This window comes from Aromatoleum toluclasticum ATCC 700605 (assembly GCF_000378245.1).
Lineage (GTDB): Bacteria > Pseudomonadota > Gammaproteobacteria > Burkholderiales > Rhodocyclaceae > Aromatoleum > Aromatoleum toluclasticum.
Genome location: NZ_KB899505.1, coordinates 91,704 through 113,871, shown reverse-complemented (window position 1 = coordinate 113,871; position 22,168 = coordinate 91,704). Strand labels below are relative to the sequence as shown.

Annotated in this window: 21 protein-coding genes and 1 riboswitch; of the genes, 12 read left to right on the top strand and 9 right to left on the bottom strand. The window is 66.6% G+C overall.

From position 1 onward, the window contains the following. Window position 1 precedes the first annotated feature (1 nt). A complete protein-coding gene (locus F464_RS0121315) occupies window positions 2-2,014 on the top strand; it encodes a hypothetical protein (RefSeq protein ID WP_018991889.1) in 2,013 nt (670 codons plus the stop codon). Between the two features lie 102 nt (window positions 2,015-2,116). On the opposite strand, the gene F464_RS0121310 is transcribed toward F464_RS0121315, so the two are convergent. Beyond that, entirely contained in the window at window positions 2,117-2,845 is a 729-nt protein-coding gene (locus tag F464_RS0121310; protein WP_018991888.1) for a YebC/PmpR family DNA-binding transcriptional regulator, read from the bottom strand. 181 nt (window positions 2,846-3,026) lie between these two features. Between F464_RS0121310 and F464_RS0121305 the strand changes: the two genes are divergently transcribed. From F464_RS0121305 to F464_RS0121290, 4 genes are all read left to right on the top strand, one after another. Then, on the top strand, window positions 3,027-3,662 hold the full coding sequence (locus F464_RS0121305) for a hypothetical protein (RefSeq protein WP_018991887.1): 636 nt from the start codon (window positions 3,027-3,029) through the stop codon (window positions 3,660-3,662). Window positions 3,663-3,726: 64 nt separating this feature from the next. Continuing rightward, a complete protein-coding gene (locus tag F464_RS0121300) occupies window positions 3,727-5,244 on the top strand; it encodes a helicase HerA-like domain-containing protein (protein WP_018991886.1) in 1,518 nt (505 codons plus the stop codon). 18 nt (window positions 5,245-5,262) lie between these two features. After that, window positions 5,263-6,153, top strand: coding sequence for a DMT family transporter (locus F464_RS0121295; protein WP_018991885.1), 891 nt, complete (start codon window positions 5,263-5,265; stop codon window positions 6,151-6,153). A 73-nt stretch (window positions 6,154-6,226) separates the two neighbouring features. Next, window positions 6,227-6,523, top strand: a complete 297-nt coding sequence (locus F464_RS0121290) for a hypothetical protein (protein ID WP_018991884.1) — start codon at window positions 6,227-6,229, stop codon at window positions 6,521-6,523. Window positions 6,524-6,538: 15 nt separating this feature from the next. Here the strand turns inward: F464_RS0121290 and F464_RS0121285 are convergent, their stop codons facing one another. Continuing rightward, window positions 6,539-7,336: a DUF2182 domain-containing protein gene (locus F464_RS0121285; protein WP_018991883.1), complete on the bottom strand. Its 798-nt coding sequence runs from the start codon at window positions 7,334-7,336 to the stop codon at window positions 6,539-6,541. 29 nt (window positions 7,337-7,365) lie between these two features. Then, window positions 7,366-7,968, bottom strand: coding sequence for a DUF1326 domain-containing protein (locus F464_RS0121280; protein WP_018991882.1), 603 nt, complete (start codon window positions 7,966-7,968; stop codon window positions 7,366-7,368). A 353-nt stretch (window positions 7,969-8,321) separates the two neighbouring features. On the opposite strand from F464_RS0121280, the gene F464_RS31915 reads away from it, so the two are divergent. Then, a complete protein-coding gene (locus F464_RS31915; protein WP_018991881.1) occupies window positions 8,322-9,425 on the top strand; it encodes a methyl-accepting chemotaxis protein in 1,104 nt (367 codons plus the stop codon). A gap of 57 nt (window positions 9,426-9,482) precedes the next feature. Here F464_RS31915 and metF read toward each other — a convergent pair whose 3' ends face one another. The 3 genes from metF to F464_RS0121260 all read right to left on the bottom strand — a co-directional run bounded on the left by metF (window position 9,483) and on the right by F464_RS0121260 (window position 12,607). Then, window positions 9,483-10,316 carry a methylenetetrahydrofolate reductase [NAD(P)H] gene (gene metF, locus F464_RS0121270; protein WP_018991880.1) on the bottom strand — a complete coding sequence of 278 codons (834 nt, stop codon included), beginning with the start codon at window positions 10,314-10,316 and terminating at the stop codon, window positions 9,483-9,485. A 12-nt stretch (window positions 10,317-10,328) separates the two neighbouring features. Next, window positions 10,329-11,771 (bottom strand): adenosylhomocysteinase, encoded by a 1,443-nt coding sequence (gene ahcY / locus F464_RS0121265; RefSeq protein ID WP_018991879.1) that lies wholly within the window; start codon window positions 11,769-11,771, stop codon window positions 10,329-10,331. 74 nt (window positions 11,772-11,845) lie between these two features. Then, window positions 11,846-11,910: riboswitch (S-adenosyl-L-homocysteine riboswitch) on the bottom strand. Window positions 11,911-12,091: 181 nt separating this feature from the next. After that, entirely contained in the window at window positions 12,092-12,607 is a 516-nt protein-coding gene (locus tag F464_RS0121260; RefSeq protein WP_018991878.1) for a DUF2242 domain-containing protein, read from the bottom strand. A gap of 371 nt (window positions 12,608-12,978) precedes the next feature. On the opposite strand from F464_RS0121260, the gene F464_RS0121255 reads away from it, so the two are divergent. The 4 genes from F464_RS0121255 to F464_RS0121235 all read left to right on the top strand — a co-directional run bounded on the left by F464_RS0121255 (window position 12,979) and on the right by F464_RS0121235 (window position 16,017). After that, window positions 12,979-13,185 carry a cold-shock protein gene (locus F464_RS0121255; protein ID WP_015434198.1) on the top strand — a complete coding sequence of 69 codons (207 nt, stop codon included), beginning with the start codon at window positions 12,979-12,981 and terminating at the stop codon, window positions 13,183-13,185. Window positions 13,186-13,324: 139 nt separating this feature from the next. Beyond that, window positions 13,325-13,585 carry a translation initiation factor IF-1 gene (gene infA / locus F464_RS0121250; RefSeq protein WP_026296207.1) on the top strand — a complete coding sequence of 87 codons (261 nt, stop codon included), beginning with the start codon at window positions 13,325-13,327 and terminating at the stop codon, window positions 13,583-13,585. 99 nt (window positions 13,586-13,684) lie between these two features. Continuing rightward, window positions 13,685-14,179 carry a cytochrome P460 family protein gene (locus F464_RS0121245; protein ID WP_026296206.1) on the top strand — a complete coding sequence of 165 codons (495 nt, stop codon included), beginning with the start codon at window positions 13,685-13,687 and terminating at the stop codon, window positions 14,177-14,179. 548 nt (window positions 14,180-14,727) lie between these two features. Continuing rightward, on the top strand, window positions 14,728-16,017 hold the full coding sequence (locus F464_RS0121235) for a hypothetical protein (RefSeq protein ID WP_157354036.1): 1,290 nt from the start codon (window positions 14,728-14,730) through the stop codon (window positions 16,015-16,017). 193 nt (window positions 16,018-16,210) lie between these two features. Here the strand turns inward: F464_RS0121235 and F464_RS0121230 are convergent, their stop codons facing one another. The 3 genes from F464_RS0121230 to metK all read right to left on the bottom strand — a co-directional run bounded on the left by F464_RS0121230 (window position 16,211) and on the right by metK (window position 19,914). Continuing rightward, window positions 16,211-16,855, bottom strand: a complete 645-nt coding sequence (locus F464_RS0121230) for a response regulator (protein WP_018991873.1) — start codon at window positions 16,853-16,855, stop codon at window positions 16,211-16,213. A gap of 7 nt (window positions 16,856-16,862) precedes the next feature. Beyond that, a complete protein-coding gene (locus F464_RS0121225; protein WP_157354026.1) occupies window positions 16,863-18,485 on the bottom strand; it encodes a sensor histidine kinase in 1,623 nt (540 codons plus the stop codon). A 262-nt stretch (window positions 18,486-18,747) separates the two neighbouring features. After that, complete coding sequence (gene metK / locus F464_RS0121220) at window positions 18,748-19,914, bottom strand: methionine adenosyltransferase (RefSeq protein ID WP_018991871.1); 1,167 nt, start codon at window positions 19,912-19,914, stop codon at window positions 18,748-18,750. Between the two features lie 233 nt (window positions 19,915-20,147). Between metK and F464_RS0121215 the strand changes: the two genes are divergently transcribed. Together F464_RS0121215 and F464_RS0121210 are read left to right on the top strand one after the other, a co-directional pair. Further along, complete coding sequence (locus F464_RS0121215; RefSeq protein ID WP_018991870.1) at window positions 20,148-21,008, top strand: lysophospholipid acyltransferase family protein; 861 nt, start codon at window positions 20,148-20,150, stop codon at window positions 21,006-21,008. Then, window positions 21,008-21,892, top strand: a complete 885-nt coding sequence (locus tag F464_RS0121210) for a lysophospholipid acyltransferase family protein (protein WP_018991869.1) — start codon at window positions 21,008-21,010, stop codon at window positions 21,890-21,892. Before F464_RS0121215 ends, F464_RS0121210 begins: the two co-directional genes overlap by 1 nt. Window positions 21,893-22,168: the final 276 nt, after the last annotated feature.

Sequence of the window (22,168 nt, the reverse complement as noted above, 5' to 3'; positions counted from 1 at the left end):
GATGAAGAGCATGAGCCTGAAGAGCGTAGACTTGCGCACGGCCGCCGCCGCCCTCTTGGCATCCCTGTGTGTCGCCGCCGCCGTGCCGGCCGCGGCAGCCCCTCCCGGACTGGAGAACGCGAAGTGCCTGAGTTGCCATGACGGCAGCAAGAATGCGATCGCGGTGCCGGGGGCCGACGGTGAATCGCGCGCGCTGCATGCCGTGCCGCCCGATGCGTTCGCGAAGGGTGTCCATGCAAAGATGGACTGCGTCGAGTGCCATACGGAAATCACCGATAACGCCGAATCGGGAAACGCGCACAAGAAGGATCCGGCGCTGAAGGCCAGGGACTGTGCGTCCTGTCACGAAGCGTTGTGGGAGCGCGCGAAGCAGCAAGGCAGCGCCAGGGACAAACCGCGCCTCGGCGTGGTCGCCGACAACATCGCCGCGTACAAGGAGTCCTTCCACGCGCGCAAGAACGCCGACGACCCGAATCGGCCGAACGCGAGCTGTGACGAATGTCACAGCAGTCATAGTTTCAATGTCCCGCCCAAGGACTCGCCGCAGTATGCCGAGTGGCGCCTGAGGGTGCCCGAGACCTGCGGCAAGAGCTGTCACGAGGAATCGCTCGAAACCTTCACGGAATCGATTCACGGCGAGGCGATCTTCCGGAAGAAGGACGCCAAGGCCGCCGTGTGCAGCGACTGCCACAGCGCCCACGCCGTCGGCAATACCTCGCTCGCGCCGTTCAAGCTCGCCGTGACGGCCGAGTGCGGCAGCTGCCACGAGGAAAACTTCAAGTCCTACAAGGCCACCTACCACGGCCAGATCAATACCCTGGGCTACGCTTACACCGCCAAGTGTTTCGACTGCCACGGCAGCCATGACGTGCTGGCGGTGAAGAATCCGGACTCCAGGGTGCATCCGGATAACCGGATGAAGACCTGCAAGGAGTGCCACAACGGCAAGAAGGATCTGCCCGAGGCGCCTGCGGGATTCTCCAGCTTCCAGCCCCACGGCCACACCGGCGATTTCGAGCGCTATCCGCAGATGTGGCTCGCGAACCAGCTGATGATCCAGCTGCTGGTCGGCACCTTCGGCTTCTTCTGGCTGCACACGCTGCTGTGGTTCTGGCGCGAACTGCGCGACCGCCAGCAGGGCAGGACGCGGCCGCACGTGCGCGCCGACGCGCCGGGCCTGGCCGGCGGCGGGCACGCGGGCAAGCACTTCCGCCGCTTCACGACGACCTGGCGCGCTGCGCATCTCGTCTTCGCGCTCAGCCTGATGATCCTGACGCTCACGGGCATCCCGCTCTTCTATCCGGACGCGCCCTGGGCCGTGCCGCTGATGAAGGCGCTGGGTGGCCCGCAGGTCGCGGGAACCATCCACCGCGTCAATGCGGTGATCTTCGCCGGCGTGTTCCTCTGGCACCTCGCCTACGTCGCCGTGCGGCTCGCGCGCGACTGGAAGGAGTTCCGCATCTTCGGCCCGACCTCGCTCGTGCCAGGCTTGCAGGACGGCAAGGATTTCCTCGCGATGCTGAAGTGGTTCTTCGGCAAGGGCGAGCGCCCCGTGTTCGACCGCTGGACCTACTGGGAGAAGTTCGACTACTGGGCGCCGTTCTGGGGGGTGACCATCATCGGCGTGAGCGGGCTGATGATGTGGGCCTCGACGATCACGGCGACCTTCCTGCCCGGCTGGGTGTTCAACGTCGCGGCGATCTTCCACAGCGAGGAAGCCTTCCTGGCGGTGGTCTTCCTGTTCACCGTGCATTTCTTCAACAACCACTTCCGCCCGGACAAATTCCCGCTGGAGGTCGTGATGTTCACGGGCTCGATGCCGGTCGAGGAGTACCGCCGCGAACATGCGCTGGAATACGAGCGCCTGCAGAAGAGCGGGGAGCTGGAGAAGTTCATCGTGGATGCGCCCTCGCGGCCGATGGCGCTGGGCTCGAAGATCCTCGGCTTCACGCTGATTGCCGCGGGCCTGACGCTGCTGGCGCTGGTCGCGATCGGCTTCTTCGGCTCGCACTGACGGCGGTCGGGAGCCGGAAAGGAAACAGGGCCGGATGTCCGGCCCTGTTTTTGTCGTGCGCCGCCGTAGCGGCGCGGGAAGCGTTGCTGCAAGCCCCGGGGCTTATTCCTCGTCGAGCACCGCCGAGGTATACACGTTCTGCACGTCGTCGAGCGAATCGAGCGCGTCGAGCAGCTTCTGCATGCGCGCTGCCTCGTCGCCTTCGAGTTCCGTCTCGTTCAGCGGCTTCATCGTCACTTCGCCGAACTCGGCCTTGAAACCGGCCTTCTCGAGCGCTTCCTTCACGGAGGAGAACTCGTACGGGGCCGTGACGACTTCGATCGAGCCGTCGTCGTTGGGGATGACGTCCTCGGCACCGGCCTCGAGCGCGGCTTCCATCAGTGCGTCCTCGTTCGTGCCGGGGGCGAACATCAGCTGGCCGCAGTGCTTGAACTGGAACGCGACGCAGCCGTCGGTGCCCATGTTGCCGCCGTACTTCGAGAAGGCGTGGCGCACGTCGGCGACGGTGCGGGTCTTGTTGTCGGTGAGGCAGTCGACCATCACCGCGGCGCCGGCGATGCCGTAGCCCTCGTAGCGCGACTCCTCGTAGCTCACGCCGTCGAGTTCGCCGGTGCCGCGCTTGATCGCGCGATCGATGTTCTCGCCCGGCATGTTCTGCGTCTTCGCGTTATCGACGGCGAGGCGCAGGCGCGGGTTGAAGTTCGGGTCGCCCCCGCCCATGCGCGCGGCGACGGTGATTTCCTTGATCAGCTTGGTGAAGACCTTGCCCCGCTTCGCGTCCTGACGGCCCTTGCGGTGCTGGATGTTGGCCCATTTGGAATGACCAGCCATAAAAAACCTCGAATCCTGCCGGGTGGCGTTGAATGAACTGAACCGCGCGCATTATACCCGCGTGCCGCACCCATCTTCACGGCAGCGATCCGTGCCGAAGCCGTCCGGCTCTGGTAGATTCCTGTCATTATTTTTCGACATTCCTTGCCGGAAGGCCGGCTTGGCGGGAACGGGAGGGACGATGCGGCGGAAGCTCATGCTGGGCGCGGTAATCGCGCAGCTGTGCGCGGGGGGAGGGGCGTTTGCCCAGGAACACACGAGCTACCACGGCTGCACCGATGCCGCCGGCCGCGCAGTGGCCGCCGTGAGCGATCCCGCGCTCGATCAGGTGGTCGCGAGTCTTTCCGGCGCCGCGCCAGCGATCCGCTACAACGAGGCGCTCCTGCCGCGCCTGACGCCCGAGTCGCGCCTGTTCCTGTTTGCGCACGAGTGTGCCCGCCACAACCTCGGTCTGCCGCTCGACGGCAAACGCACCGAGGGCGACGCGCGGCGCGCAGACTGCCACGGTCTCGAGTCGCTGCTGCGCTCGGGGTTGCTCGAGGAGGCACGCATCGACGCGCTCGAACGCGAGCTGCAGTTCTCTGCCGAGGAGTGGGAGCGCGTGCCGGGGCCGCCGCGGACGTTCGCGCTACGCACCTGTGCGGCGCAGAGCGCGGTGGAGCACCTGCTCACGCGACCGGCGCGGGCCAAGCCCGAATGGAATGCCTGCGTCCGCGGTTGTGGGGCGCGGCTATGGGCCTGCGCTCCACACAACGTCGCGTGCGAGGACGCCTACGACCGCTGCGTGAGCCTGTGCGATTTCCGCTCGCCGCCATGACGGACGCCCCCCGCGCCGCTGCTACACTGAGTCCGCCACAAACGAACAAGAGAGGCATCCCGAAATGGCCGAACCGCTGCTGATCGCAAAGAACGCCCAGAAGGAAATCACCCTGCTGCCCCGGCTCGCCAACCGCCACGGACTCATCACCGGCGCGACCGGCACCGGCAAGACCGTGACGCTGCAGAAGATGGCCGAGGCCTTCTCGTCGATCGGCGTGCCGGTGTTCATGGCCGACGTGAAGGGCGACCTCTCGGGGGCCGGCGCGGCCGGCGTCGCATCCGACAAGCTCATGCAGCGCCTCGCCGCGCTGGGCATCACCGAATACGCGCCGCGCGCGAATCCGGCGGTGTTCTGGGACGTCTTCGGCGAACTCGGCCACCCCGTGCGCGCGACGATCTCGGACATGGGGCCGCTCCTCATCGCGCGCCTGCTGAACCTCAACGAGACGCAGGCCGGCGTGCTGCAGCTGGTGTTCAAGATCGCCGACGACAACGGCCTGCTGCTCCTCGACCTGAAGGACCTGCGTGCGATGATCCAGCACGTCGGCGACAACGCGAAGTCCTTCACGACGGAATACGGCAACGTGTCGGCGGCCTCGATCGGCGCGATCCAGCGCGGCCTGCTCGCGCTCGAGCAGGAAGGCGGCGACAGCTTCTTCGGCGAGCCGATGCTGGATCTCTCCGACCTGATCCAGACCGATAGCGCGGGACGCGGCGTCATCAACATCCTCGCCGCCGAAAAGCTCTACCACTCGCCCAAGCTGTATTCGACCTTCCTGTTGTGGATGCTGGCGGAGCTCTTCGAGCAACTGCCCGAAGTCGGCGACCTGGACAAGCCCAAGCTGGTCTTCTTCTTCGACGAGGCGCATCTGCTGTTCGGCGAGGCGCCCAAGGCCCTGGTCGACAAGGTCGAACAGGTCGTGCGCCTGATCCGTTCCAAGGGTGTCGGCGTGTATTTCGTGACGCAGAACCCGCTCGACGTGCCCGAAACGGTGCTCGGCCAGCTCGGCAACCGCGTGCAGCACGCGCTGCGCGCCTTCACGCCGCGCGATCAGAAAGCGGTGAAGACCGCCGCCGAAACGATGCGCGCGAACCCGGCCTTCGACGCGGCCGCCGCGATCACCGAACTGGGCGTGGGCGAGGCGCTGGTGTCCTTCCTCGACGACAAGGGCCGTCCCGAGGTCGTCGAGCGCGCCTTCGTGATCGCGCCTGCGTCGCGTCTCGGCCCGATGACGCCTGACGAGCGCCGCGCCGCGATCCAGGGCTCTGTGCTGTACGGCCACTACGAGAAGCTCCTCGATCGGGAGTCGGCCTACGAGGTGCTGCGCGGGCAGGCCGGGGGCGCTTCCGCTGGCGCGCCCGCGGGGCAGGCGCCTGCCGGAGGGCAGGAGGGCGGCGCCCTGGGCGGTATGGGGGGCATGGGCGACATCCTGTTCGGTTCGACCGGACCGCGCGGCGGCAAGCGCGAGGGGCTGGTCGAGATCGCCGCGAAAACCGTCGTGCGCACGATAGGCAGTTCTGTCGGGCGCGAGATCGTGCGCGGGCTGCTCGGTTCGCTGCTGGGCGGACGCCGCCGATGAGGTGTCGACACTGACCGGATGAGCCGTGCCTCGCATCGTACCGCGCTGCTGTTTGCGACGCTCGGTGCGATCGGATTCTCGTTCAAGGCGATCTTCGTCAAGCTCGCGTACCGTTATGGCGTAGACGCGGAGACGCTGCTCGCGCTGCGCATGGGCCTGTCGCTGCCGTTCTTCATCGTGATGGGGCTGGTCGCCGATGCGCGCGCGGCGCAGCGCATGGACGGGCGCGACTGGCTGTGGATGGTCGCGCTGGGCTTTTCCGGCTACTACCTGTCGAGCTATCTCGATTTCCTCGGCCTGCGCTACATCACCGCCGCGCTCGAGCGCCTGATCCTGTTCCTGTACCCGACGCTCGTGATCCTCCTGTCGGCGCTCTTCCTCGCGAAACCGATCGGCCGGCGCACGCTAGCGGCGCTGGCGCTGTGCTACTGCGGCATCGGCCTCGCGGTGGGGCACGACCTGCACATCGCCGGCGAAGCGCGCGACGTGGCACTGGGCGGCGCGCTGGTGTTCGCGAGCTCCCTGTCCTACGCCCTGTACCTGATGGGTAACGGGCAGGTTGTCGGCCGCCTCGGTTCGATGCGTGTGACGGCCTTTGCGACGAGCGTCGCATCAGTGCTGTGCATCGCCCAGTTCTTCGTGCTGCGGCCGATATCCGCGCTCGATCTGCCGTGGCAGGTGTATGCGCTCGGTGCGGCCATGGCGCTGCTGTCGACGGTCGCCCCGGTGTGGCTCGTGTCGGAGGCGATCCGCCGCCTTGGCGCCGGGCCGGTGTCGCTGATGGGCACGCTGGGCCCGGTCGTCACGATCCTGCTCGGCTGGTTGCTGCTCGACGAGGCGCTCGGCATCTCGCAACTCGCCGGGGCGTCGCTGGTGATCGCGGGCGTGCTGGTCATCGCGCGGCGCTGACCGCAGGTTCAAGGCAACTCGCGGCGAACAGGGGCTGTCCAAGCGGATGTCACCATTCGCGCGAGGACTTGCCATGACGCCCGAATCAGTCGAATCGCTGATCGCCGAGATCGAAGCCGAGGATCACATCGACTTCGGCGACCTTTCCATCGGCGAGCAGGAGGCGCGCAGCCTGATGGCGCGCCATTTCTGCGACATCGACCACCGGCTCGCCGAGCACGGCATGTGCGCGGAGGACCGGCTCGAAGTCATGGCTGCGATCGCGGCGCACGCGATGGTCGAGAACCTCGTACTGCACCTGGGGCATCTGCGTGGCGCCGCGGCGAAGGCGGATTTCCGCACCTGGATGCGCCGCCACGGCATGGGGTGAGCAGCCGTTTGGCGTTCAGGCGGCGAGGTGCGAGAGGGTAATCGCGCCACCCCACAGCAGCAGCGCGACACCCGCCGGGGCGCTGAGGTGACGGCCCCAGCTCAGGTTCTTCTCGATCGCCATCACGGCGCCGAGCGTGAGCATCCAGCCGATGCTGCCGGTGCCGACGGCGAACATCAGCAACATCAGCGCCCAGCAGCAACCGACGCAGAACAGGCCGTGGTGTGCGCCGATCGCGAGCGACTGGAGCGCGGGGCTGCCGCCGCGCCAGTGCTGGATGACGAAGCCGACCGGCGCACGACAACGTTCGAGGCAGCGGTGCTTGAGGTCCGAGAACTGGAAGGCTCCGGCCAGCAGCAGCGGCGCGGCGCCGAATAGCCATGGGTTGGCCTGCAGCCAGGCGAGCTGCTCGAAGGCCTCGTGCAAGCCGAAATCGAACAGATGCATTGCCGCGCCGGCGATCAGCCACACCCCGAGGTAGCTGACAATCACGAGTGCCAGCAGCCCGCGGCGGTCGTCGCGCAGCGCCGTCATGCGCCGGAAGGCGTCCAGCAGCGGCAGCGTCGTCGGCAGCATCATCGCGATCGTCATCAGCAGCCAGCCGCCGATGTACAAGGCCGACTGCACCAGTACCGCATCGGCCGTCGGGGCGTGCGCAAGGCCGCCGAGTTCGGCGTGGTTGAGGTAGCGGCCGTAGGGCGAGCGCTCCCACAGCCACAGGGCGACCCATGCGGCGAGCACGAGGGCTACCAGCGCGACGGTGAAGGTGTCGCGCCGGGAGATCGCGCGCAGCGGAGCTTGCGCCGCGGGCATGGACTCTGTCAGGAGGCGGTTGCCGCGTGCTAGGCCTCGAAGCAGAACAAGCCTTGCACCGAGTTGTAGCCGCTCAGGTTGACGTTGATGCCCAGCTGCTCAGACTGGGCGCGGTAGCGCGGCGCGCGGCCGATGTAGGCCGGCGAGCCGGGAATCGACGAGAAGATCGTGTCGTTCATCGCGGTCGCCCGGCCGTCGGGTCCGCGCGCGCCTTCGAGGTCGGCTTCGACCGTGTTGCCGATGCGCAGCCGCCCCGAGCCTTCCTGGACGTCGAACTCGATCCCGACGCGCTCCACCCCGACGACCTCGCCGACCAGTTGCGCCAGGTCCGCGATCGGGCCGCCGAGCTGGCCGGTGAAGACCGACAGCAGCGCCTCTTCCTGCGCCTTGCTGGCGCGATCGTCGACGAAGGCGAGGGCTCGCCAGTTGCCTTTCAGGACGTTGCCGGGAATGTGCGCCAGCATGCCGAAGGTGAGCCCCGACACATCGGTGCCGCCGATCTCGCCCTTGTCGATATGCCACGCGAGCGTCCCGTCACAGGTGCCTCCGTCGGGATCGTCTCCGATCCAGCACGGACAGATCGCTTTGCAGGTACAGACTTCCAGCAGTCGCCCTTCGATCCGGTAGGCCATGGCTGTTCTCCTTGTTGCTGGTTGGCCAGGGGGCGGTCGGATGCAAGCGACCGCGGCGACCGGAAAGCCGGCCCACGGAGGCAGCGGGTGCCGCCCTGTCGGGGTAGGTGAGATTGCGTCTCACTCTACATATATAGTCGTAGCCGGAGCCTCGTCAATGCGATCGAGGGCCTAGGCCGAGGGCTTATGCGCACTAAGCGGCAAGGGCATGTGAGTGAATGCCGGAATGTGTATAAGAAGATCCGATTAGACTAAATGTCATACGTCTTTTGCCGATATTTCGACTGAAGGGAATCCCCCGGTGCCGGCGCGGCGCCGGGTTGCTGATGAACGTAGCTCAGGGAGATGAAGAAATGGGATGGTTTGCAGGCGGTGCGGAGCTCGCGGCCCTGAGGCAGGAACTCGCTGCGAGCAAGGAAGCTCTGGAACGCGAGCGACTGCGCTCGGCCGGGCTCGAGGAGCAGCTTGCACGGCAGCGCAGCGAGGTGGAGGTGGCGGCACGGCGCACCGAAATGCTCGACGCGCTGTTCGGGAATCTCAAGACCTATGGCGAGTCGCTCGTTTCGGTGCAGGGAACGTTCAGCCTGCTGGCCGATGGGCTCAAGCAGCAGCATGACGTCGCCCAGCGTTCGACGCAGTCGGCGGGCGACAGCGCATCGGCCATCGAGCGCATCTCGGCAAGCCTGGACGGCCTGGCGGAGGAAACGCGCGGCACGGTTGCTTCCGTGCATCAGCTCAATCAGCGTGCGGGCCAGATCGACGGGATCGTGCGTCTGATCCGCGAGATCGCGGACCAGACCAACCTGCTCGCGCTGAACGCGGCCATCGAGGCCGCGCGCGCAGGCGAGCAGGGGCGCGGCTTCGCCGTGGTCGCCGACGAGGTGCGCAAACTCGCGGAACGCACCGCGGCGGCGACGAACGAGATCTCCGAGTTGGTCGGCGCGATCCAGGGCGAGACCGGGCAGACGCAGGCGATGATCCAGACGCTCGCCGGCAAGGCCTCGGACGCGGCCGGCGAGGGGCGCAGCGCGCGCGGGAGCATGAGCGAACTGTTCGGCCTGTCGCGCGAGATGGGGAACATGATGGAGGGCGCCGCGGTGCGCAGCTTCGTCGAGTTGGCCAAGCTCGACCACCTGATCTTCAAGATGGAGGTCTACAAGGCCGCGTCGGGCAATTCCGCCAAACGTCCCGACGAATTTTCCAGCCACCACAAGTGCCGGCTCGGGCACTGGTATTACGAGGGGCCGGGCAAGCGCTTTGCGTCCTTGCCCGCCTACCGCCGGCTGGAGGCGCCGCATGCGCGCGTGCATGAGAGCGGCCGGCGTGGCCTCGAGCGCCTGCTGTCGGGCGACAACCAGTCCGGCCTCCAGGACATCGCAGCGATGGAGGCAGCGAGCATGGAAGTGCTGGGCTGCCTGCAGGACATTTCAAACGGGGTAGCGGCCCAGTCCAGCTGAGACTCGCCGCGCGTGAAAACAAGGGCACCGCCGCGTTGTGGCGGGGTGCCCTTTTCGTCAGACGAGCTTGAGGCGCTCGCAGATGGCCATCGTGAGGCTGGCTTGGTTCATGCTGTAGAAGTGCAGGCCGGGGGCGCCGTTGGCGAGCATGCGCTCGCACAGCGCGGTGACCACGTCGAGACCGAAGGCGCGGATCGATGCCGTATCGTCGCCGTAGGACTCGAATTTCCTGCGCATCCAGCGCGGAATCTCCGCGCCGCACGCATCCGAAAAGCGTGCGAGCTTGTAGAAGCTCACGATCGGCATGATCCCGGGCACGATGGGGGTGTCCAGACCCATTGCGCGCACCTGGTCGACGTAGTGCAGGTAGGCTTCCGCGTTGTAGAAGTACTGCGTGATCGCGGAGTCCGCGCCGGCCTCGACCTTGCGCTTGAAGGCCTGCAGGTCGTCCTGCGGGCTTCTTGCCTGCGGATGCCATTCCGGATAGGCGGCGACCTCGATGCGGAAACGGTCGCCGGTCTCGGCACGGATGAATTCCACCAGCTCGTTCGCATAGCGGAACTCGCCCGGATCTCCGACGCCCGAAGGCAGATCGCCGCGCAGCGCGACGATGCGGCGGATGCCGGCGGCGCTATAGTCGGAGAGGATCTCGCGGATGCCGGCGCGCGTCGAGCCGATGCAGGACAGGTGCGGTGCGGCCTCGAAGCCCTGCGCGGCGATCTCCTTGACCGTCGCGAAGGTGCGCTCGCGCGTCGAACCGCCGGCGCCATAGGTCACCGAGAAGAAGGCGGGCTTGAGGCGCGCGAGCTTGTCGCGCGTCGCGCGCAGCTTCTCGTCGCCGTCGGGTGTCTGCGGCGGGAAGAATTCGATCGAAATTTCAGGTTTGGCCATGGCGTGCCCCCGTCAGTAGCGGTAATGGGCCGACTTGTACGGGCCCTGCTTGGAGACGCCGATATAGGCGGCCTGTGCGTCGGTGAGCTCGGTGAGCTGCGCGTTGAGCTTCCTCAGCTGCAGGCGCGCGACTTTCTCGTCGAGGTGCTTGGGCAGCGTGTAGACGCCGACCGGGTAGTCCGCGGTGCGCGTGTACAGCTCGATCTGCGCGATCGTCTGGTTCGCGAACGATGAGCTCATCACGTAGCTCGGGTGGCCGGTTGCGCAGCCGAGGTTCACCAGGCGGCCCTTCGCGAGCAGGATAATGCGCTTGCCGGGTTTGCCGTCAACCGGGGGGAAGATGATGTGGTCGACCTGCGGCTTGATCTCTTCCCACTGGTACTTCTCGACCGACGCGACGTCGATCTCGTTGTCGAAGTGGCCGATGTTGCACACGATGGCCTGGTCCTTCATCTTCGCCATGTGATCGTGCGTGATCACGTGGTAGTTGCCCGTCGCGGTCACGAAGATGTCGGCGTGTTCGGCGGCGTAGTCCATCGTCACGACGCGGTAGCCTTCCATCGCCGCCTGCAGCGCGCAGATCGGGTCGACCTCGGTGACCCATACCTGTGCGGACAGCGCACGCAGCGCCTGCGCCGAGCCCTTGCCGACGTCGCCGTAGCCTGCGACCACTGCGATCTTGCCCGCGACCATCACGTCGGTGGCGCGCTTGATGCCGTCGACGAGCGACTCGCGGCAGCCGTAGAGGTTGTCGAACTTGGACTTGGTGACCGAGTCGTTGACGTTGATCGCCGGGAACTTCAGCTCGCCGCGCTCGTGCATCTGGTACAGGCGGTGCACGCCGGTCGTGGTTTCCTCGGTGACGCCCTTCACTTGCGCGAGGCGGGTCGAGTACCAGCTCGAGTCCTGCGCGAGCTTGGCGCGGATCGCGGCGAAGAGGATCGTCTCCTCTTCCGAACCCGGCTTCGCCAGCACCGAGATGTCCTTCTCGGCGCGCGCCCCGAGATGCAACAGCAGCGTCGCGTCGCCGCCGTCGTCGAGGATCATGTTGGAATAGACTTTTTCACCCCGGCCGCCGTCCTTCCAGTCGAAGATGCGGTGGGTGTAGTCCCAGTAGTCGGCCAGCGACTCGCCCTTCACGGCGAAGACGGGGATGCCCTCGGCGGCGATCGCGGCGGCGGCGTGGTCCTGCGTCGAGAAGATGTTGCACGAGGCCCAGCGCACCTCGGCGCCGAGCGCCGTCAGCGTCTCGATCAGCACCGCGGTCTGGATCGTCATGTGCAGCGAGCCGGTGATGCGCGCACCCTTCAGCGGCTGCGCAGCGGCAAATTCCTCGCGGATCGCCATCAGGCCGGGCATCTCGGTTTCCGCGATGCGGATTTCCTTGCGGCCCCAGTCGGCGAGCTTGAGGTCGGCGACGACGTAATCGGTGAAGGTTTCAGCCACAGTGTTCATGTGAACTCCTGAACGTGTGGCCGGGAAGGGGTGCTGCGGGTGAGCTCACCTCGTCACCCCGTGCCCGGCACGGGTTAAGGTGAGCGCAGTTACGGATGGCCGAGCCTGGGACGGGAGTCTCGCAGCGCTCCTCGGCGAAGGCGGATTATAACCTACGCGCCGGCCGCCGCGACAAGGGCAGGCTTGAAGGCCCGCAGGGCCGGAGCAGCGCGGCGCATCCCGCCAATCCACCGGCAGAGGGCATCCCGCGGCCGCATGGCGGGATACGCCTTCGGCTCCTCCCGCCCTACGCTTCCGCGCTGCACGCGCGTGCGATGCGCTCAGCTGCCCTGCAGTGAGTCGATCAGGCCGAAGAGCCGCTTGTAGAAGTCCGGGTCGGAGATCGTTTCCTCGCCGACCTTGACCAGAGCCTCCTTGTCGGCGGTCCACGGCAACGAAATCGAGCCGAGGCCCGCGACGCCGACGCCGGCGCTCGTCGCGGCGGACTTCAACTCGTAGCGCGTTTGCAGTGCGTTCGCATAGATCGCGGTGCCGACGTTGCTCGGCAGGCACACCAGCGTGATGTTGAGCGTCATGCCGTAGTCGGTCTTCGGCAGGAAGAACTTCTCGCCGCGGATGCGCGTCGCGTTCGACGCGTCGACCTGGTAGCCCTGGCTCAGCAGCGCACGCTTGCCGATCTCGCAGGCTGCGTCGGGTTCGCGCGTGCTCCAGGTGACGAAGGGCGATTCGGCGGCGAAGGTTTCGCTGCGATAAACGGGAGGCGGCGCGGAGGCGCAGCCGGCGAGCAGCAGCCCGGACAACAACGGCGCATGGGCGCGACGCGCGAGATGCAACATGGAGGTCAATCCGGAGTGGGGTTGCGAAAGCAGATTTTAGAGCATCCCGGCCCGTTGCGCTTCGGCGCGGGGAGAGTGGCGATCCCCCTCCCGCCCGTGCTTGAACCCGCCGGTGGTGCGCGCCCGCGGCCGGTGCCGGGGTCGGTGGGGCCGGGCATCTCCGGGTATCTTCTAAAATGTAACAAAAGATATTTCGTTTGCAGAGCAGGGCAAATCAGTCCATAGTGCGCGGCAGCGATCTTCAAGTAGCACAGTTGTTGTCTGGTCCGGTTTCTGCTGTTTCTGCGGCGTTCCTTGCCTCTTCACCCTGCCGTCTTGACCTTCGCCCTCACCTCTGGGGCAAGTCCCTTATTTTTCAGGAAATTCAAGATATGGCAAACGGTACCGTGAAGTGGTTCAACGACTCCAAGGGCTTCGGTTTCATTACCCCGGAAAACGGCGGCGATGATCTGTTCGCCCACTTCTCCGCGATCCAGGGCAGCGGTTTCAAGACCCTGGCCGAAGGCCAGCGCGTCACTTTCGACGTTACCACCGGCCCCAAGGGGCAACAGGCATCGAACATCCGCGCGGCTGACTAAGCCTGCGCCGGCGCGGCACCTGTGCCGCGCCTCCGGCCCCTGGCGGGACCGGAAACCGGAATCCGTTCCGGAACGCATCCCGAAAGGCCTGGCACAAGCCCGGCCTTTTCTTTTTTCGCCTTTCCCAGGAGAAAACGTCATCGCCAAGGAAGAACTGATCGAAATGGGTGGAGTGGTGGTCGAAGTGCTGCCTGATGCCCGATTCCGTGTGACGCTGGACAATGGTCACAATCTCGTTGCGTATTCCGCAGGCAAGATGCGCAAGCATCACATCCGCATCCTGTGCGGAGACAAGGTTTCGCTGGAACTGTCGCCCTACGACCTGAGCAAGGGGCGCATCACCTTCCGCCACATCGAAGGACGTGGTCCGGTGAATCCGCAGCAGCGGCGCCGCCGCTGATTTTTTTCCGCTGCCTGGAACAATTCGCGTCCGTCGGTTGTTGACTGAGGCGTGGGCCGCTTTTGCGACCACGGTTTTCCCCGACAACGAGGATTTTCCATGAGCAGACGATTCCCTTTGCTGGCTGGCGCCCTGCTTTGCGCTGCCGCATCCGCATCCGCGGTCGAACCCGCACCCAACGGCATCATCCTGCCCGAGGGCTACCGCCAGTGGCAGGTGATCGCGGTCCATCACCGCTCCGACAACAACACGCTGCGCGCGGTACTCGGCAACGAGGCAGCCGCGAAGGCGGCGCGTGAGGGGCGGACCAATCCGTGGCCCGACGGCGCGATTCTCGGCAAGCTCGTGTGGAAGGCGGTCAAGCACGATCGCTGGGACACGGCGCTCGCGCCGGGCGACTTCGTTCACGCCGAGTTCATGGTCAAGGACAGCGCCAAGTATGCCGCGACGGGCGGCTGGGGTTTCGCGCGCTGGCTCGGCAAGGCGCAGAAGCCTTACGGGGCCGATGCGAACTTCGTGCAGGAGTGCTTCGGCTGCCACCAGCCGGTGAAGGACAGGGACTACGTGTTCACGCATCCGGCGGAGTTGCCGTAAGGCGGGTGCTGCGTTGAGCCGCATGTGCGACGGCTCTCGATTGCTGCAGATGCGGCGGGAGTCGCGACTTGGCCCGCCGTCGCTGCGCGCCATAGAGCATGTCCATGCGGCGAGCTGTGGCTGGACCGCTCCCGCCCGGCAGTCTGATCGACAGCCTGCACGGCTACTACACCCAACCGCCCGCCGATCCCTCCGCGAATCTCACGCCGTGCGAACGCCAGATCGTCGCGGTCACCATCGAACGGAACGGCGCCCTCGATAAATGCCTTACCGAGTCGTTCGGCGTCAGCGAGAACTCCCTGCGCAAAGCGCTTGCCGCCATCTTCGCCAAGACACGAGTCGCCATCCGCGCAGGCGGTAAGCACCGTGTCGTATGTCACGGGACAGCTTCAAAACGTTACGGATGTCATGTCCGATAAGTGACAGTACGACCTGCCGTCCCTCGCTTCAAGGCAATAGCATGAATCTGCCACCATCGCGGGCCTGTCCTTTGCGGCGCTGCGATGGCCGTTGATCATCAATGAAGCCGGAATGGGGGGAAGATCGTCATGGAACACACGAAGTTGTCTCGCACTATCATGCCGCGGAGCATGATCTGCGCCGTCATGCTCGGCCTGCTGTGCGCAAGTGCGCAGGGTTTTGCCGCCCAGCCGCCCAAGCCCGCCTGCGGCACCACCGGTCCTCTTCAAGTCACCACTCCGACCCCCAATTCCTATAGCTATGTCACCTCGAGCGCTGGTTCCAGCAGCCTGGCCTCGTTTACCGTGACTTCCCCGCCCGTCCAAAACACTGGCTCGTGTGACAGCGCACTGCCGCCCGTTTACGGTCAAGGCAGCAGCGGAAGCCTCGAGGTCACCATTTCCACCGGCAATGTGACGGTCGTTGAGCCTGTCGGAGGCACGCTTACTACCGCCCAAGTCGACGCACTGAAAGGCGGGTTCTCCTTCGCGCCCTCCGGCTTCACCCTGACCAACCCCGGCTCGGGCAGTCAAGCGGTGGGCTTCACCTTCACCAATACGCCCATCGTGCCGGTCGGCACGTACGACGTGACCCTGGACGTCAAGCCGGAAACCGGCGTCGGCGTGGGTGAAGCCCAGAGGACCTTCACCGTGATCGTGACCGCGCCGGTTGCCGTCGATACCCAGCCACCCGGGGTGACCATCGGCAGCCCGAGCGCCGCGAGCAAGCTGTGCGTGCATGGCAATCTGGCCGTGAGCTTCACCGCCAACGATCCGGTGGAAGGCGGTGCGGGGACGGGCATCACCGCGATGCGGGCTATCGTTGCGAGTGTCGGCGGGGCCGTGGAGACCGTTCTCACCGACGGCCTCTCCATCAGCCCAGCGCTGCCGGTTGATGCGGGCATCGATGTCACCGCGACCGGCACTTTCACGGTCGATGGGGTCGGAGCCTTTACGCTGACCGCAGAAGCGGACGATGACGCCTCCCATACCGGCGAAGCGGCATCGAGCTATACGGTGGCGCTGAACGTCAATCCCCTGCCGCCGATGAGCGTCGCCGGCCGGCAGTTCAAGGTCGGTTCCACTCTCCCGATCAAATGGGTCTTCACGGATTGCGAGGGCAAGCCCCTGCCGCCGTACGAATCGGTGCGCATCCTGGTCAAGGCGCCGGATGGTCAATCCGAATACGTCGCCGGCGAGGGTTCTTCCAACATTCGCTGGGAGCTCGACGCCGCCGGCAATGCCATCCAGTACATCGCCAACTACCCCATCCCGGTGGTCGGCACCTATTTGGTGGAGGTCTCTGTCGATGACGTGGATGGCAATCCCGCGAAGCAGGGGGAGGTGTCTTTCATTGCATCGACCAAGGGCGGCAAGTAAAAAAAACGCCGCGTCCCGGAACGGATAAGAAGCCGGGGCATTGCCCCGGTTTTTTTGGGGGGTTCATGGCGCGCCCGCGCCGTCTTGTACACGAGATGGCGTTGATTGCCGTGTTTATTTCCTCCCTGATGGGTGTGTGTCAGCATGACGTTCGTAATGTCATGTCTGTTCGTCGTGACGCAAGGCACGGAAATCAACCCTTGGGAGGATGTTTCAGGGCGAGTGCGTAGAGTTGCAGCCGGTTCGACACGCCGGCCTTCGAATAGATCGTCGACAAGGCGTTGCGCAGCGTGTTTTCGCCGATGCCCAGATGCTCGGCGATGCGCTTATTGGGTGCGCCGTTGTGTTCCAGCGCGACGGCGACGATCTGCTTTTCGCGCGGCGTGAGTGTCGCGAACGGGTCGGCAGCCGAGCGAGCCTGGCGGCGCAGGCTGTCCACGAGTTCGCCGGTGCGGGCGCGGTCGAGCCACAGTTCGCCGGCATGCACGCGGCCGATGGCGCGGATGATCATCGCCGGTTGCTCGCTCTTGCCGAGCACTCCGCGAGCGCCGGCACGTATCGCGTTCTGGCGGGCGCTTTCGTTCCGCATCCCGGTCAGTACAAGGAACCGGATCGCATCATCCGCGAACTCCGCAATCAGTTCGATGCCGCTCTCGCCGTCGAGATCGAGGTCGAGGAGCGCCACGTCCGGGCGCGCATCGCGCAACAGCCGGCGCGCGCCCGCGAGGTCGTGCGCGGTGCCGACGGGCGACATGCGCGGCATTTCGGTTGCGATGAGGCGCTCGAATCCCCAGGTGATGCTGGGGTGATCGTCGATAATGGCTACCCGGATCGTCACGGAAGTCTCACAAGGGAATATGGACGCGAACGGTGGTCTCGGTGGCCGTGCCCTGGTCCACCCGGGCGTCGCCGCCGAGCTCGCGTGCGCGGTTCCGGATCGATTTCGGCACGAAATCGGTGCCGCCCCACGGGGGGCGTTCGTTGGTCAGGGCGAGGCGCAACGTCCCGCCATCGTCCTGCAGGGAAAGCCTTGCCCAGCGCGAGGCGGTGTGGCGACGGACGTTGCTCAGGCCTTCGCTGATCAGGCCGACGAGGTCGACGGCAAGCCGGTCGTTGACCTTGAATCCCGACGGGCAGTCGCAGGCAAGCTCGATGCTGAAGCGGTCGCGGTACTCCTGCGTGAGCCGGGCGATCGAGTCGCGCAGGAGGTCCTCGTCCGGCGATTCCACGCGTCGGCCGTCGAGCATGGTGCGCAGTTCGCCGGCGCTCTGGTGGGCGAGCCGCTGCAATCCGCGCAGTTCATCGACGAGGGCCGGCGGGCATTCCGGCCGCCGCAGGGCGGCCTCGAGGCCCAGCTGCAGGCCGAGGTAGGGCTGGATCGCGCGGTCGTGGAGATCGTGCGCCATGCGTCGCCGTTCGCGCTCGGCGGCGAGCGAGGCCAGGCGGTCGAGGAGGGCGACTTTTTCGACGATGTGAGCCAGGTGCATGCCGGCCTCGGCGAGGAATTTCAGCTCCGCGTCGTCGAAGGGTGGGAGCACGTCGCCCACGAGGAATATCCGGCCTTCGGATCGACCGCCATGGCTCATCGGTACCGATGCGAATGCCTGTGTTTCGAGGAGATCGCCGAGCCCCTGACAGTGCGGGAGCACTGCTTCGGTGGAAGCGCCGAGGCAGTGCTGGCCCCGAGGCGAATACACGATGAGTGCTTCCTGCGGCAGCGTCAGGAGCGGGGCGGCCACAAGGGGCGGTAGCGTTTCCGTTGCGGGGTGGTCCGCGGTGGCACGGGCGAGGATGCATCCGCCGGAGTCCGTGTGCTGCAGTACGATCAGGCATTCGCGCACGCCGTAGGCTGTCCGCAGCTGTTCGGCGGCGTTGAGCAGGGTACGGTCGACGCCGAAACGGGGGTTCGCCACGGTGTCGATGCGGGCGAGCAGCGACAGCCGCTTGCGCGCGCCGATCTGCACGCCGCCCTCGCGCGCGATCATGTAGCCCAGGATCAGCAGCGTGAGGGGCCGGATCATGGCGCGGTTGACCTCGAACAGGATGCCTCCCGGCGAGGTCGGCAGCCCCACCGCGAGAAAGCCGGCGGTCGTCACCCACGTCATCGTCCAGCCGGCCGAATAGCCGTCCCGGAAGGCGTGGGACATGATCGGCAACAGCAGGAAGAAGAACAGCACGCTGCTGGTGCCGCCGCTTACCGCGGTAAGTGCGAGGCACCATGCGAGGTCCGCCCATGCGGCATGCGCGAGTGCCCGCAGTCCCCGGAGCTCCCGCGCGAGCAGCCATGCGGCGAAGAGCAGATAGCCGAGGAGCAGGGGGGCGATCGCGGACGGTGCGATCGTGAAGTCCGGCGGATCGAGTTCCAGCGCGAGGAGGCCGCTCGCGGCCATCAGGAGGCGGCAGAGCGGCTCGGGTGCCGTGCGGACGATACGCAGGCGCAATGACCCGAGAAAGGGTTGTGGTGGCAACGAACGCTCCAAAGACTTCGTCTGTCCGGTGTCTTGATCGAACGTCCGGGCGCGGCTTGTTGCCGTCTGTGGGGCCGTGACGCGAGCTTCTCTCGTCGGGTGGTTCGCGGCCGGCCTTGTCGCCGTCGCGGGAATGCCGGGCAAATGCGAGGATAAACCGAACCGCTGCGCCGTGTCCTGGCATCGTGGGTCGGGTGAGGAGTGTGTCACTCGGCCGCGGTGGAACGCCGGGATGGCCTGGTGGCCGTCCCGGCCTGCGGGCTTACAGCCCGGCGTCGGCGCGCAGCGCGGCGGCCTTGTCGGTGTTTTCCCAGGTGAATTCCGGCTCGTCGCGGCCGAAGTGGCCGTAGGCGGCCGTCTTGCCATAAATCGGGCGCAGCAGGTCGAGGCCCTGGATGATCGCCTTCGGGCGCAGGTCGAAGTGACGCTGCACCAGCTCGGCGATCTTCTCGTCGGCGATCTTGCCGGTGCCGAAGGTTTCGACCATCATCGACACCGGCTTGGCGACGCCGATCGCGTAGGCGACCTGCACTTCGCAGCGCTCGGCGAGGCCGGCCGCGACGATGTTCTTGGCGACCCAGCGGCCGGCATAGGCGGCCGAGCGGTCGACCTTCGACGGATCCTTGCCCGAGAAGGCGCCGCCGCCGTGGTGGGCCGCGCCGCCGTAGGTGTCGACGATGATCTTGCGGCCGGTCAGGCCGCAGTCGCCGTGCGGGCCGCCGATGACGAAGCGGCCGGTCGGGTTGATCAGGTAGCGCACCTCGCCCTTCATCAGTTCCTTTGGCAGCACCGGCTTGATGATCTCCTCGATGACGGCCTCGGCGATCTGCGCGTGCGAGACTTCCGGGCTGTGCTGCGTCGACACGACCACGGTGTCGATCGCGACCGGCTTGCCGTCGACGTACTTCACGGTGAGCTGGCTCTTCGCGTCCGGGCGCAGCCAGGGCAGGCGACCGTCCTTGCGCAGTTCGGCCTGGCGCTGCATGATGCGGTGCGCATAATAAATGGGCAGCGGCATCAGCGACGGGGTCTCGCTGCACGCGTAGCCGAACATCAGGCCCTGGTCGCCGGCGCCCTGGTCGAGGTCCAGGCCTTCGCCTTCATTGACGCCCTGCGCGATATCCGCGGACTGGCGGTTGATCGCGGCCAGCACCGCGCAGCTCTTGTAGTCGAAGCCGATGTCGGAGTTGTCGTAGCCGATGCGGCGGATGACTTCCTGCGCGATCTCGCGGTAGTTCGGGTGGGCGGTGGTCGTGATCTCGCCCGAGATCACGACGAGGCCGGTCGACACCAGCGTCTCGCAGGCGACGCGCGCCTTCGGGTCTTCGGCGAGGATCGCGTCGAGGACGCCGTCGGAAACCTGGTCGGCGACCTTGTCGGGATGGCCTTCGGAAACCGATTCCGAGGTGAAGAGGAATTCCCTGCTCATGCACTGCTCCTGAAAACAAAAATCCCCAGAGTGTTCCGGCGTCGTGGCCGGCTCGGGGGATTTCGTCGAGCAGGCGACGCTTTAGCAGTATTTGTTTGCCTCGACCGCTCAGGTACGTTCGGGCGCCGCCCTGCAAGTTGTCGTATTAACTCGGCGGCTAGGCGATAATTATAGTCTTTGGACCCGGCCGGTCAATCGTGCGGACTTCCTGCCCGCGATCCGGCCCTTCGCCCGTGATCGTCAATCTACTCTTCCGGATTCTCGCGCGACTGCCGCTCGCCTGGCTGCACCGCCTCGGCGGCTGGGCCGGCTGGCTGACGTGGCGCTTCTCGCCGTCCTACGCGCGCAGGCTCGAGGCCAATCTCGCGAACGCGGTCGGCCGTACCGATCCGGCGCTGCTGCAGGCTGCCATCGCCGAGGCCGGCCGGCAGGCGCTGGAGCTGCCTTACGTGTGGCTGCGCCCGCAGGACGAGGTGCTGTCGCGCGTCGTGCGCGTCGAAGGGCGCGAGCTGATCGAGCGCGCGCGCGCCGAGGGCGCCAGCGTCCTGTTCCTGACGCCGCATCTCGGCTGCTTCGAGATGTGCGCGCAGTACTGTTCGACGCACGGACCGATCACCGTGCTGTTCCGCCCGCCGCGCAAGGGCGCGCTGGGGCCGCTGATGGAGGCGGGGCGCGCACGCGGCGAGATCCGCGTTGCGCCGGCCGATGTGTCGGGCGTGCGCCGTCTCGTGAAGGCGCTCAGGAGCGGCGAGATGGTCGGCATGCTGCCCGACCAGGCGCCGGGACAGGGCGAGGGCGTGTGGGCGCCCTTCTTCGGCAAGCAGGCGTGGACGATGACGCTCGCGGCGCGCCTGTCCGAGGTCAAGGGCGTGAAGGTGCTGATGATCTGGACCGAGCGCCTGCCGCGCGGCGAGGGCTACGTGGTGCGCATTTCCGAGCCGGTCGAGCCGATCGCCGGTTCGCTGGAGGAGCGCTGCGTCGTGATCAACCGCGAGATCGAGCGCCTGATCCTGGCGGGTCCGGCGCAGTACCTGTGGGGCTACAACCGCTACAAGCGCCCGTCGGGCGTGCCGGCGCCGGAGGGCGAACGATGATGGCGCGCATGGCGAGCTCGATCGCCGTGGCGGTGTTCTGGCTGCTGCACTGGCTGCCGCTGGGCGTGCAGGCGCGCATCGGGGGCGCGGTCGGCGAGCTGCTCTATCGCTTCGCGGGCCGGCGCCGCCACATCGTGAACGTGAACCTGCGCCTGTGTTTTCCGGCGATGACGGAGGCGGAGCGCGCGCGTATCGCCCGGGCGCACTTCCACGCGCTGGGCCGTAGCATGCTCGAGCGCGGGCTGCTGTGGTGGGCGAGCGAGGAGCGCCTGAAGGGCTTGATCCGGCTCGAAGGGCGCGAGCACGTCGATGCCCTGATCGCCGCGGGGCGTCCGGTGCTGCTGCTGGCGCCGCACTTCCTCGGCCTCGACATCGGCGGCGCGCGCTTCGCGATGGAGTTCAACAGCGTGAGCGTCTATGCGCGCCAGAACAACCCGGTGTTCGACCGCTGGCTGTTCCACGGCCGCAGCCGCTTCGGCGACCAGCTGCTGCTGTCGCGCCAGGACGGCGTGCGCGGCACCGTGAAGGCGATGAAGGCGGGGCGGCCGTTCTACTATTTGCCGGACATGGATTACGGGCGCGAGGACTCGATCTTCGTGCCCTTCTTCGGCGTGCCGGCGGCGACGATCACCGGCCTGTCGCGCCTGTCGCGCCTCGCGCGCGCGGCGGTCGTGCCGGTCGTGACCGAGATGCTGCCGGGCGGCAAGGGCTACGTGACGCGGCTGGGCGAGCCCTGGGCGGATTTCCCGACCGAGGATGTCGAGGCCGACACGCTGCGCATGAACCAGTGGATCGAGTCGGTCGTGCGCACGATGCCGGAGCAGTATTACTGGGTGCATCGGCGCTTCAAGACGCGCCCGCCGGGGGAGAAGCGGCCGTACTGAGCAGGGGCAAGCGACGCAGCACCGACGCGGAATTGCACTGTGGGAGCGGCGTCGGCCACCGAACAATCATGGTCATCGTCATGAACAGGCGCGCCCGTGATGTCTTGCCCTGTGGGAGCGGCTTCAGCCGCGAATCGGCGCCCATTCGCGGCTGAAGCCGCTCCCACGCAATCGCGCGTGTTTTGGGGCAGGAGGCAAGGCATTGCCGTGCGTCGCTGGACTCCCCCCGGATGCTGCGCGAGAATCCCAAAGTTCGGCTCGCGCCGATTCGAACCT

What these genes read in the sequence shown, in the direction of transcription:
- F464_RS0121280 (WP_018991882.1), bottom strand. Translation starts at nt 7,968, where the DNA reads ATGGCCTACCGGATCGAAGGGCGACTGCTGGAAGTCTGTACCTGCAAA.
- metF (WP_018991880.1), bottom strand. Translation starts at nt 10,316, where the DNA reads ATGGCCAAACCTGAAATTTCGATCGAATTCTTCCCGCCGCAGACACCC.
- F464_RS0121300 (WP_018991886.1), top strand. Translation starts at nt 3,727, where the DNA reads ATGGCCGAACCGCTGCTGATCGCAAAGAACGCCCAGAAGGAAATCACC.
- F464_RS0121235 (WP_157354036.1), top strand. Translation starts at nt 14,728, where the DNA reads ATGGAACACACGAAGTTGTCTCGCACTATCATGCCGCGGAGCATGATC.
- F464_RS0121290 (WP_018991884.1), top strand. Translation starts at nt 6,227, where the DNA reads ATGACGCCCGAATCAGTCGAATCGCTGATCGCCGAGATCGAAGCCGAG.
- F464_RS0121295 (WP_018991885.1), top strand. Translation starts at nt 5,263, where the DNA reads ATGAGCCGTGCCTCGCATCGTACCGCGCTGCTGTTTGCGACGCTCGGT.
- F464_RS0121255 (WP_015434198.1), top strand. Translation starts at nt 12,979, where the DNA reads ATGGCAAACGGTACCGTGAAGTGGTTCAACGACTCCAAGGGCTTCGGT.
- F464_RS0121305 (WP_018991887.1), top strand. Translation starts at nt 3,027, where the DNA reads ATGCGGCGGAAGCTCATGCTGGGCGCGGTAATCGCGCAGCTGTGCGCG.
- F464_RS0121315 (WP_018991889.1), top strand. Translation starts at nt 2, where the DNA reads ATGAAGAGCATGAGCCTGAAGAGCGTAGACTTGCGCACGGCCGCCGCC.
- F464_RS0121210 (WP_018991869.1), top strand. Translation starts at nt 21,008, where the DNA reads ATGGCGCGCATGGCGAGCTCGATCGCCGTGGCGGTGTTCTGGCTGCTG.
- metK (WP_018991871.1), bottom strand. Translation starts at nt 19,914, where the DNA reads ATGAGCAGGGAATTCCTCTTCACCTCGGAATCGGTTTCCGAAGGCCAT.
- F464_RS0121245 (WP_026296206.1), top strand. Translation starts at nt 13,685, where the DNA reads ATGAGCAGACGATTCCCTTTGCTGGCTGGCGCCCTGCTTTGCGCTGCC.
- ahcY (WP_018991879.1), bottom strand. Translation starts at nt 11,771, where the DNA reads ATGAACACTGTGGCTGAAACCTTCACCGATTACGTCGTCGCCGACCTC.
- F464_RS0121260 (WP_018991878.1), bottom strand. Translation starts at nt 12,607, where the DNA reads ATGTTGCATCTCGCGCGTCGCGCCCATGCGCCGTTGTTGTCCGGGCTG.
- F464_RS31915 (WP_018991881.1), top strand. Translation starts at nt 8,322, where the DNA reads ATGGGATGGTTTGCAGGCGGTGCGGAGCTCGCGGCCCTGAGGCAGGAA.
- F464_RS0121285 (WP_018991883.1), bottom strand. Translation starts at nt 7,336, where the DNA reads ATGCCCGCGGCGCAAGCTCCGCTGCGCGCGATCTCCCGGCGCGACACC.
- F464_RS0121310 (WP_018991888.1), bottom strand. Translation starts at nt 2,845, where the DNA reads ATGGCTGGTCATTCCAAATGGGCCAACATCCAGCACCGCAAGGGCCGT.